This window comes from Micromonospora sp. NPDC002411, assembly GCF_053592955.1.
The window spans coordinates 1-9,292 of the sequence record NZ_JBSFBM010000265.1 but is presented as its reverse complement, the minus strand read 5'-3'; the positions used below and the strand labels follow the sequence as shown (position 1 = coordinate 9,292).

General features: G+C 72.3%; 14 protein-coding genes and 1 pseudogene. 2 read left to right on the top strand and 13 right to left on the bottom strand.

Annotated features, from left to right (window positions below):
- On the bottom strand, window positions 1–463 hold a 463-nt coding region (locus ACWCO3_RS25970; RefSeq protein ID WP_450012496.1), incomplete at its 3' end, for a GntR family transcriptional regulator.
- A gap of 59 nt (window positions 464–522) precedes the next feature.
- Between ACWCO3_RS25970 and yczE the strand changes: the two are divergent.
- Window positions 523–1,140, top strand: a pseudogene (gene yczE, locus ACWCO3_RS25965) (membrane protein YczE); the annotation flags it as partial.
- Window positions 1,141–1,340: 200 nt separating this feature from the next.
- On the top strand, window positions 1,341–1,802 hold the full coding sequence (locus ACWCO3_RS25960; protein ID WP_145779753.1) for a hypothetical protein: 462 nt from the start codon (window positions 1,341–1,343) through the stop codon (window positions 1,800–1,802).
- Window positions 1,803–1,806: 4 nt separating this feature from the next.
- Here ACWCO3_RS25960 and hisF read toward each other — a convergent pair whose 3' ends face one another.
- The 12 genes from hisF to hisD all read right to left on the bottom strand — a co-directional run.
- Entirely contained in the window at window positions 1,807–2,574 is a 768-nt protein-coding gene (gene hisF, locus ACWCO3_RS25955) for an imidazole glycerol phosphate synthase subunit HisF (RefSeq protein WP_450012494.1), read from the bottom strand.
- A 73-nt stretch (window positions 2,575–2,647) separates the two neighbouring features.
- Entirely contained in the window at window positions 2,648–3,646 is a 999-nt protein-coding gene (locus ACWCO3_RS25950) for an NADP-dependent oxidoreductase (protein ID WP_145779751.1), read from the bottom strand.
- 48 nt (window positions 3,647–3,694) lie between these two features.
- Window positions 3,695–4,126 carry an organic hydroperoxide resistance protein gene (locus tag ACWCO3_RS25945; RefSeq protein ID WP_145779750.1) on the bottom strand — a complete coding sequence of 144 codons (432 nt, stop codon included), beginning with the start codon at window positions 4,124–4,126 and terminating at the stop codon, window positions 3,695–3,697.
- 5 nt (window positions 4,127–4,131) lie between these two features.
- Window positions 4,132–4,578 (bottom strand): MarR family winged helix-turn-helix transcriptional regulator, encoded by a 447-nt coding sequence (locus tag ACWCO3_RS25940; protein ID WP_423437226.1) that lies wholly within the window; start codon window positions 4,576–4,578, stop codon window positions 4,132–4,134.
- A 71-nt stretch (window positions 4,579–4,649) separates the two neighbouring features.
- Window positions 4,650–5,039 carry a RidA family protein gene (locus ACWCO3_RS25935; RefSeq protein ID WP_145779748.1) on the bottom strand — a complete coding sequence of 130 codons (390 nt, stop codon included), beginning with the start codon at window positions 5,037–5,039 and terminating at the stop codon, window positions 4,650–4,652.
- A complete protein-coding gene (priA, locus tag ACWCO3_RS25930) occupies window positions 5,036–5,761 on the bottom strand; it encodes a bifunctional 1-(5-phosphoribosyl)-5-((5-phosphoribosylamino)methylideneamino)imidazole-4-carboxamide isomerase/phosphoribosylanthranilate isomerase PriA (RefSeq protein WP_145779747.1) in 726 nt (241 codons plus the stop codon). Before priA ends, ACWCO3_RS25935 begins: the two co-directional genes overlap by 4 nt.
- A 14-nt stretch (window positions 5,762–5,775) precedes the next feature.
- Window positions 5,776–6,099, bottom strand: a complete 324-nt coding sequence (locus ACWCO3_RS25925) for a hypothetical protein (RefSeq protein WP_145779746.1) — start codon at window positions 6,097–6,099, stop codon at window positions 5,776–5,778.
- A gap of 36 nt (window positions 6,100–6,135) precedes the next feature.
- On the bottom strand, window positions 6,136–6,768 hold the full coding sequence (gene hisH, locus ACWCO3_RS25920) for an imidazole glycerol phosphate synthase subunit HisH (protein WP_145779745.1): 633 nt from the start codon (window positions 6,766–6,768) through the stop codon (window positions 6,136–6,138).
- Complete coding sequence (locus ACWCO3_RS25915) at window positions 6,765–6,938, bottom strand: hypothetical protein (protein ID WP_167524791.1); 174 nt, start codon at window positions 6,936–6,938, stop codon at window positions 6,765–6,767. Before ACWCO3_RS25915 ends, hisH begins: the two co-directional genes overlap by 4 nt.
- Window positions 6,938–7,549, bottom strand: coding sequence for an imidazoleglycerol-phosphate dehydratase HisB (hisB, locus tag ACWCO3_RS25910; protein ID WP_145779744.1), 612 nt, complete (start codon window positions 7,547–7,549; stop codon window positions 6,938–6,940). Before hisB ends, ACWCO3_RS25915 begins: the two co-directional genes overlap by 1 nt.
- A gap of 37 nt (window positions 7,550–7,586) precedes the next feature.
- Window positions 7,587–8,675: a histidinol-phosphate transaminase gene (locus ACWCO3_RS25905; RefSeq protein ID WP_145779743.1), complete on the bottom strand. Its 1,089-nt coding sequence runs from the start codon at window positions 8,673–8,675 to the stop codon at window positions 7,587–7,589.
- The coding region (gene hisD, locus ACWCO3_RS25900; protein WP_450012489.1) for a histidinol dehydrogenase at window positions 8,672–9,292 on the bottom strand (621 nt) is incomplete at its 5' end. The genes ACWCO3_RS25905 and hisD, both read right to left, overlap by 4 nt.

The window sequence follows — 9,292 nt, the reverse complement described above, 5'->3', positions numbered from 1 at the left end:
GCTCGATGATGCCGGTCGGGTGGTAACCGGCTCCGCCCAGGTAACGGGGCAGGTCCTCGGCGGCGGCGCGGGCCGCACCCAGCAGTTGCGGTGGGGCGGCCGGTGCGGCGGCGCCGAGGTCGATCATGTCCCGGTCGTCCAACGGGGTCCACAGGCCGGTGCTGGCGACCCGGTGGTTGCCGGGCAGCATCGTCCAGCTGCCCGCGCCCCGGCGGCTGGCCAGGTGCCCGGTCTCCCGCAGGTGCCGGTACGCGGCGGTGACCGTGGTCCGGCTGATCCGCAGCGCCTCGGCCAGCTCCCGCTCGGCGGGAAGGCGGACGCCCAGCGGCAGACGGCCGTCGGCGAGCAGACCGCGCACCGCGCCGGCCAGGGCCGCGTAGTCGGGGCTGCGTCGGCGACCCGGGAGGGCATGCCACTGCCCGAGCAGGCGAGCCAATTGGACCCCGCGCACCTGACCAGTCATGGCCACTCCCCCGATATTGGCTTCTTCCTCGATGAGGATTGGCATCTAGGGTGGCATGCATGGCATTGCTTGGCAATCTGCGGCACCGGCCGGTTCGGCGGTTGGTCCAGCTCTACCTCGGGCTCGGCCTCTACGGCTTCAGCATGGCCCTGATGGTCCGCTCCGACCTGGGCCTCGACCCGTGGGACGTGTTCCACCAGGGCCTCTCCGAGTTGACCGAGCTCTCGTTCGGCACCGTCACCATCGGCGTCGGCGCGCTGGTGCTGCTGCTCTGGATCCCGCTGCGGCAGCGACCGGGCCTCGGCACGGTCAGCAACGTCGTGGTGATCGGCCTGGTCGTGGATGCCACTCTGGCGCTGCTGCCCTCCGGTGGCCCGCTCGGCGTCCGGATCGCGATGTTGGTCACCGGTATCGTCGCGAACGGAGCCGCCACCGGCATGTATCTCGGTGCCAGGTTGGGCCCGGGCCCACGCGACGGGCTGATGACCGGCTTCGTGGCCCGCCGGCCCGGCTGGTCGATCCGGCTGGTGCGAACGGTCATCGAGGTCACCGTGCTGGCGCTGGGCTGGTTGCTCGGCGGCACTGTCGGCCTGGGCACCGTCGCGTACGCGCTGGCCATCGGTCCGCTGGCCCAGCTCTTCATCCCGCTGTTCGCCGTACCCGAAGCCGCCGGACCTGACGACGCCGTACCCGAAGCCGCCGCAGTCGACGAGGCCGCAGCCGACGACGCCGCGCCCACGGCCGGTACCGCCGCACCGGTCGCCCCCACCGGCTGAACCCTCACCGACCGTCCGCGAACCGGTACGCGGTGGTGCTCCACAGTGCCGGATGGAGGGTGGGTGTTCCCTTCCGGGACGCGCGCCGTCATCATCTCTGCATGGGGGAGAACGGTTGGCGCTGGACGGACGCCTGGATCTTCGTGTCGTTGGTCATCGCGAGCGGTGCCGGTCGGCATCGTCGGTCGGCGACAAGTCGACGGCCGGAGGGCGTCCGCCTTACCGATGTGCTGTCCACCGCTGACCACCTCAACCACGCGATTCCGCAGCGGCACGAGGTGGAGGCCGCGGTCCAGCGGCTGGTCGGTGCGGGGCTGGTCAGCGTCGCCGACGGCTGGTTCCGGATCACCGCCGAGGGTGAACAGCTCTGGCGTACCCGCCCGCGGGCGGGTGTGGCGACCATGGTGGACACCGTGCAGGGCGTGCTGACCCGGCGACACGCTCCCGGCAGCGCCGAGTGGAACCTGGACGAGGCCGACCACGCGGCGGCCGTCCAGGAGTACGCGGTCCGGTCCATCCCGACGCCCCGCCGATCCCCGGAGGGCCACTCCGGCGGGCACTGACGAGTCAGCGCACCGGGTGACCGCTGTGGCGCAGCGCGTCCTTGACCTCGGCCACCGTCAGCTCGCCGAAGTGGAAGACACTGGCGGCGAGCACCGCGTCCGCCCCGGCGCCGATCGCTGGCGGAAAGTGGGCCACCTCGCCGGCACCGCCACTGGCGATCACCGGCACGTCCACCACCGCTCGCACCGCGGCGATCAACTCCAGGTCGAAGCCGGCCTTGGTGCCGTCGGCGTCCATCGAGTTGAGCAGGATCTCCCCCGCGCCCAACTCGGCGCTCCGGGCCGCCCACCGCACGGCGTCCATCCCGGTGCCACGTCGGCCGCCGTGGGTGGTGACCTCGAAGCCGCTGGGTGTCACGCCGTTCGGAGCCCGTCGTACGTCGAGGGAGAGCACGAGCACCTGCCGGCCGAACCGGTCGGCGATCTCGGCGATCAGCTCCGGACGGGCGATCGCGGCGGTGTTCACACCCACCTTGTCCGCACCGGCACGCAGCAGCGTGTCCACGTCGGCGACCTGCCGGACCCCACCGCCGACGGTCAGCGGGATGAACACCGACTCGGCGGTGCGGCGCACCACGTCGAGCATGGTGCCCCGGTCGCTCGACGACGCGGTGACGTCGAGGAAGGTCAGCTCGTCCGCGCCCGCCCGGTCGTACGCGGCGGCCAACTCCACCGGGTCGCCGGCGTCGCGCAGGTCGAGGAAGTTGATGCCCTTGACCACCCGTCCGGCGTCCACGTCCAGACAGGGGATCACCCGTACCGCCACGGTCATGCCGCGAGCCTATCTCCCGCGCGCGGCACGGCGGTCGACCCGATCGGGTCGACCGCCGTGAGAGAGGTGGGCGTCACACGCGGACGAGCATCTTGCCCAGGTTGTCGCCGCGCAGGACGCCGAGGAACGCCGACGGGGCGTTCTCGATGCCGTCCACGATCGTCTCGTCGTAGGACAGGGTGCCCTCGCGCAGCCAGCCGGCGACGTCACTGACGAACGCCGAACGCACGTCGTTGTGGTCGTTGACCAGGAAGCCACGCAGGGTGAGCCGCTTGCCGATGACCAGCGCCAGGTTGCGCGGGGCGGCCGGCGGTTCGGTGGCGTTGTACTGCGCGATCATGCCGCAGATGGCGGCTCGACCGTGCAGGTTCATAACCGAGATCGCCGCTTCCAGGTGGTCACCGCCGACGTTGTCGAAGTAGACGTCGACGCCGTCCGGGGCGGCCGCCCGCAGCGAGTCACGGACCGGCCCGTCGTGGTAGTCGAAGGCCGCGTCGAAGCCCAACGCCCGCAGCCGTTCGACCTTGGCCGGCGACCCGGCGCTGCCGACGACCCGACCGGCACCCTTGAGCTTGGCGATCTGGCCGACCAGGCTGCCGACCGCGCCGGCCGCGGCGGAGACGAACACCGTCTCGCCGGGCTTCATCGCGGCCACTTCCAGCAGCCCGGCGTACGCGGTCAGCCCGGTCATGCCCAGCACGCTCAGGTAGGCGCTGGCCGGGGCGACGTTCGGGTCGACCGGCCGCGCGGCGGTGGCGTCGAGCACTGCGTACTCCCGCCAGCCCAGCCCGTGCAGGACGGTGGTCCCGACGGCGATGTTCGCCGCCTCACTGGCCACCACCTCGCCGATCGCGGCGCCGTCGAGCGGCGCGTCGAGTGCGAACGGCGCGACGTACGACTTGACGTCGTTCATCCGTCCCCGCATGTACGGGTCGACGGACATGTACTGGTTGCGGACCACGATCTGGCCCGGTCCGGGCGTCGGGACCTCGGTCTCGACGAGTCGGAAGTTGTCGTCGGTGGGCCAGCCGATGGGGCGGCTGGCCAGGTGGATCTCACGGTTGCTGGTCACGGGGGTGGTCGTCCTCTCGTCCGCGGTGGGGTGCCCGGGGGCCTGTGGTCAGGCGGCCAGGGTCTCGCGGACGGTCAGCGTGACGTCGATGTTGCCGCGGGTGGCGTTCGAGTAGGGGCAGACCTGGTGGGCCTGCTCGACCAGCTGCTCGGCGGCCTCGCGGGGCACGGCGGGCAGGTCGACGACGAGCTGCACGGTGAGCCCGAAGCTGCCGCTGCCGTTCGGGCCGATGCCCACCTCGGCGGCGACGACGGAGCCGGTCACGTCGGCCTTGGCCCGGCGGGCCACGACCCGCAGCGCGCCGTGGAAGCAGGCCGCGTAGCCGGCGGCGAAGAGCTGCTCGGGGTTGGCCGCGCCGCCGGCGCCACCCATCTCCTTCGGCACGGCCAGGTCGAGCGCGAGGGTGCCGTCGGAGGTCTCGACGTGGCCGTCCCGCCCGTCGCCGCTGGCGGTCGCTGACGCGGTGTAGAGAACCTGCATGAGGGTCACTGCTCCTTCTGTCGGTGGATGGTGTCGGTGACCTGGTTGAGGGTGTCGCGCAGCGCGACCAGCTCGGTGATGCCCAGCCCGGTGGCCTGGGCGATGCACATCGGGACGTGGTCGACCTGTTGGCGCAGGGCACGGCCCTGCTCGGTGAGGCCTACCTCGACCCGTCGCTCGTCGCGGGCCGACCGTCGACGGGCCACCAGCCCCGCCCCCTCCAGCCGCTTGAGCAGCGGAGAGAGGGTGCCGGAGTCCAGTCGCAGCTCGGTGCCCAGCTCGGACACCGTGCGGGCCTCGTCGGGACGCTCCCAGAGCACCAGCAGCACCAGGTACTGCGGGTAGGTCAGCCCGAACTCGTCGAGGATCGGCCGGTAGACGTCGGTCAACGCGCGCGACGCGGTGTAGAGCGCGTAGCACACCTGCCGGCGCAGCACCAGGTCATCGGTCACCGTTGAACCGTAGCCCACAATTAAGTTGTGCACAACCTAATCGTGCCGACCATGGCTCGGCCGGGCACACCTCAGCGATCGCCGAGGTACGCCTCCAACTCCACCTCGACCAGGTGCTCCGGGTCCAGCAGACCGGCCACCACCACCAGGGTGGCCGCTGGCCGGACCGCTCCGAAGACCGCGTTGTGCGCCCGGCCCACCTCGTCGGCGTGCAGCCGGTCGGTCACGTACAACCTGGTCCGGACCACGTCACCCGGCTCCGCACCGACCTCGGCCAGCGCGTCCAACCCGATCCGCAGCGCCTGCGCGGTCTGCGCGGCGGCGTCACCGACGTGGACCACCTGACCGTCCACCGTCGCCGTGCAGCCGGCCGTCCAGGCCCGGTCACCGGCCCGGACCACCCGGGAGTAGCCGTAGCTCTGCTCCCACGGCCCACCCGACCCCAGCCGGGTGACAGTCACGCCTCGGCCAGCGTCCGCAGCGCCTCGGCCACCGTGAAGGCACCCGCGTAGAGCGCCTTACCGGCGATGACGCCCTCCACCCCGACCGGCTCCAGGGTCGCCAACGCCCGCAGGTCGTCCAGCGTGGACACGCCCCCCGAGGCGATCACCGGCCGGTCGGTACGAGCACACACCTCACGCAGCAGGTCCAGGTTCGGCCCGCGCATCGTGCCGTCCTTGGTGATGTCGGTGACCACGTACCGGCTCGCGCCCGCCTTGTCCAGCCGCTCCAGCACCTCGTACAGGTCACCGCCGTCCCGGGTCCACCCACGCGCGGACAGGGTCTGGCCCCGCACGTCCAACCCGATGGCCACCCGGTCGCCGTACTCCCCGACCACCCGGTCACACCAGACCGGGTCCTCGAGAGCCGCGGTGCCGATGTTCACCCGGGCCGCACCGGTGCCCAACGCCGCACGCAGCGACTCGTCGTCGCGGATCCCGCCCGACAGCTCCACCTTCACGTCCAACTGGCGTACCACCTCGGCGAGCAGGTGCGCGTTGGTGCCCCGCCCGAACGCCGCGTCCAGGTCGACCAGGTGGATCCACTCCGCGCCGTCCTGCTGCCAGGCCAGCGCCGCGTCCAACGGGTCGCCGTAGACGCTCTCGCTTCCGAGGGCGCCCTGCACGAGCCGGACGGCCCGGCCGTCGGCGACATCCACGGCGGGTAACAGGGTCAGGCTCAACGTGTTCTCCTCGATCAGGTACGACGGTCCAGGGCGATCACCACGATCGCCGGCAGTACGAGCAGCAACAGCACGATCAGCGCGATACGCAACGCCAGATTGTCGACGAACGACCAGATCAGAATCAGCGCCGCGCCGGTGAGCAGCACGATCGCGGCCCGCTCACCACGGCTGTGCCGGGCCAGCCGGCCCGAGCGGCCCCGCCGCAGCTGCGGCGTCAACCGGCGGACCACCGCGCGACGACGTTGCCGGCGAGCCACCTGCCGCTGCCGGACGGCCCGCTCCCGGGCCTGCTCCGCCTCCCGCTCCGCCCGCCGACGGGCCCGTTCCCGGCTCACCGCGACGCCCCCGCGCCGGGCACCGGGCGACGACGCTCAACCACCGCTGGGCAGCGTGGCGAGCCAGTTGCGCAGCAGCGCGGCACCGGTGTCGGCGGACTTCTCCGGGTGGAACTGGGCCGCCGACAGCGGACCCCGCTCCACAGCGGCGACGAAATCAACGTCGTGGTGGGCGGTGGTCACCGTGGCACCGGCAGCAGCCAGCGCCGCCGCATCACCCACGGCGTACGAGTGGACGAAGTAGAACCGGCTCTGCTCCGACAACCCGGCGAAGAGCACCGACTCCCCCGGCGCCCGGACCGTGTTCCAGCCCATGTGCGGCAACCGCGTGGCGGCCAACCGGGTCACCCCACCGGGCAGCAACCCGAGCCCCTTGGTCACCACACCGTGCTCCTCGCCGTACTCGAAGAGCACCTGCATGCCCACGCAGATCCCCAGCACCGGCCGACCGGCCGCCACCCGCTCGGCGATCACCGGGCCGGCACCCAACGCCTCGATCCCGGCCATGCACGCCGCGTACGCGCCCACCCCCGGCACCACCAGACCATCGGCGGCGGCTGCGGCGGACAGGTCGTCGGTCACCCGCACGTCCGCGCCGGCGGCGGCCAGTGCCCGCTCCGCCGAGCGCAGGTTGCCCGAGCCGTAGTCGAGCACCACCACGGCGCTCATGCGTCCTGCCCCGGCAACAGCCACAGCACCCCGCCGACAGTGGCGAGCACCGCGAGCAGCGCGGTGATGCCCACCACGCCCTTCGACGCGCCCTGGCGGTACAGCGACCAGGCGCCACCCACCAACACCCCGGCCAGGATCAGCAACAACGTCGGCAACGCGGCCCCCATCAGAGCGCACCCTTCGTGCTCGGGATCGCACCGGCCGCGCGGGGGTCGATCGAGGTCGCCTCGCGCAACGCACGGGAGACCGCCTTGAACTGCGCCTCCACCACGTGGTGCGCGTCCGGGTGGCCGCCCGGCCGGGCCGCCCGCAGCACGTCGACGTGCAGCGTGACCCGGGCCGCCTGCCCGAAGGACTCCCAGATGTGCCGGGTCATGCTCGTCGCGTAGACCGGCCCGATGTACGGGGCCAGCACCGGCTCGTCGTGCACCACGTACGGCCGACCGGACAGGTCCACAGCCGCCCGGACCAGCACCTCGTCCATCGGCACGGTCGCCGAACCGTACCGTCGGATGCCGGCCTTGTCGCCCAGTGCCTGGTCGAACGCGGCGCCCAGGGCGAGCGCGGTGTCCTCGATGGTGTGGTGCGCGTCGATCTCCAGGTCACCCACAGTGCGCACGGTCAGGTCGAAGCCGCCGTGCCGGGCGATCTGGTGCAGCATGTGGTCGTAGAAGCCCACGCCGGTGCTGATCTCGGCGGCTCCGGTGCCGTCGAGGTCGATCTCGACGAGGACCTTGGTCTCCTTGGTGATCCGCTCCACCCGGGCGGTCCGACTCATTGCATACCTTTCGGTCGCGACTGCGGGGCTCGCAAGCTCACTCCTCGCGCTCCCACGTCACAGTCTCCATTGCGGTAAGGAAGGCGTCGGTCTCGGCGGCGGTGCCGGCGGTCACCCGCAGCCAGCCGGGCAGACCGACGTCCCGGACCAGCACGCCCTGGGCCAGCAGGGCCTTCCAGATGACGGTCTGGTCGCCGCCCACCTGGAAGAGCACGAAGTTGGCGTCGCTGTCGGCGACCCGCAACCCGCGCTCCCGCAGCGTCGCCACGATCCGGTCCCGCTGCGCCATGATCGCGCTCACCGTACCGAGGAGGGCGTCGCGGTGGGTCACCGCCGCACGTGCGGCGGCCTGGGTGAGGCTGGAGAGATGGTATGGCAGCCGGACGAGCTGCACCGCCTGCACCACCGCCGGATCGGCGGCCAGGTAACCCAGCCGCCCACCGGCGAAGCCGAACGCCTTGCTCATCGTGCGGCTGACCACCAGCCGCGGGTGGCCGGGCAGCACCGCGAGGGCGCTGACCGTCCCGGGCCGGGCGAACTCGGCGTACGCCTCGTCGACGACCACCATGCCCGGCGCGGCGTCGAGCACCGCGGCGATCACCGCCGGGTCCAGTGCCGTGCCGGTCGGGTTGTTCGGCGAGCAGAGGAAGACCACGTCCGGTTGGTGCTCGCGGACCTGGGCGACCGCCTCCTCGACGGTCAACCCGAAGTCGACGCCACGCTCGGCGGGCACCCACCGGGTGCCGGTGCCGAGGGCCAGCAACGGATGCATCGAGTACGCCGGAACGAAGCCGAGTGCGCTGCGCCCCGGCCCACCGAACGCCTGGAGCAGCTGCTGCTGGATCTCGTTGGAGCCGTTCGCCGCCCACACCTGCGCGACGGTGAGCCCGTGCCCGAGATATTCGGCCAGGTCGGCGCGGAGCGCCACGGCGTCCCGGTCCGGGTAGCGGTTCAACTCGCGCAACTCGGCCGCGAGCGCCTTGCCGATCGCCTCGACCACCGGCTCCGGCACCGGGTAGGAGTTCTCGTTGGTGTTGAGCCGCACCGGCACGTCCAGCTGCGGCGCCCCGTACGGCGACAGCCCTCGCAGGTCGTCCCGGATCGGCAGGTCGTCGAGACTCGTCACGTCGACGCTCCCGGGAAGCGCGCCTGCACCGCCTGGCCGTGTGCGGGCAGGTCCTCGACGTTCGCCAGGGTGACCACGTGCGGGGCCACGTCACGCAGCGCCGCCTCCGTGTACTCGATCAGGTGGACGCCGCGCAGGAACGACTGCACCGACAGCCCGGAGGAGTGCCGGGCGCAGCCGCCGGTGGGCAACACGTGGTTGGACCCGGCGCAGTAGTCGCCGAGCGACACCGGCGACCAGGCGCCCACGAAGATCGCCCCGGCGTTGCGCACCCGAAGCGCCCACTCCCGGGCGTCGGCCGTCTGGATCTCCAGGTGCTCGGCCGCGTACGCGTCGACCACCCGCAGCCCCGCCTCCAGATCGTCGACCAGCACCACGCCGCTCTGCTCGCCGGTCAGCGCCGTGGTCACCCGCTCGACGTGCTTGGTCGCCGGCACCTGCCGGGCCAACTCCCGCTCGACCGACTCGACAAGCTCCAGCGACGGGGTGACCAGCACGCTCGCGGCCAGCGGGTCGTGCTCGGCCTGACTGATCAGGTCGGCGGCCACGTGCGCCGGGTCGGCAGTGTCGTCGGCCAGGATGGCGATCTCGGTCGGCCCGGCCTCGGCGTCGATGCC

Coding starts and splice junctions, on each gene's coding strand:
- hisB (WP_145779744.1), bottom strand. CDS start 7,549: ATGAGTCGGACCGCCCGGGTGGAGCGGATCACCAAGGAGACCAAGGTC.
- hisF (WP_450012494.1), bottom strand. CDS start 2,574: ATGACCGTGGCGGTACGGGTGATCCCCTGTCTGGACGTGGACGCCGGA.
- ACWCO3_RS25915 (WP_167524791.1), bottom strand. CDS start 6,938: ATGGGGGCCGCGTTGCCGACGTTGTTGCTGATCCTGGCCGGGGTGTTG.
- ACWCO3_RS25960 (WP_145779753.1), top strand. CDS start 1,341: ATGGGGGAGAACGGTTGGCGCTGGACGGACGCCTGGATCTTCGTGTCG.
- ACWCO3_RS25945 (WP_145779750.1), bottom strand. CDS start 4,126: ATGCAGGTTCTCTACACCGCGTCAGCGACCGCCAGCGGCGACGGGCGG.
- hisH (WP_145779745.1), bottom strand. CDS start 6,768: ATGAGCGCCGTGGTGGTGCTCGACTACGGCTCGGGCAACCTGCGCTCG.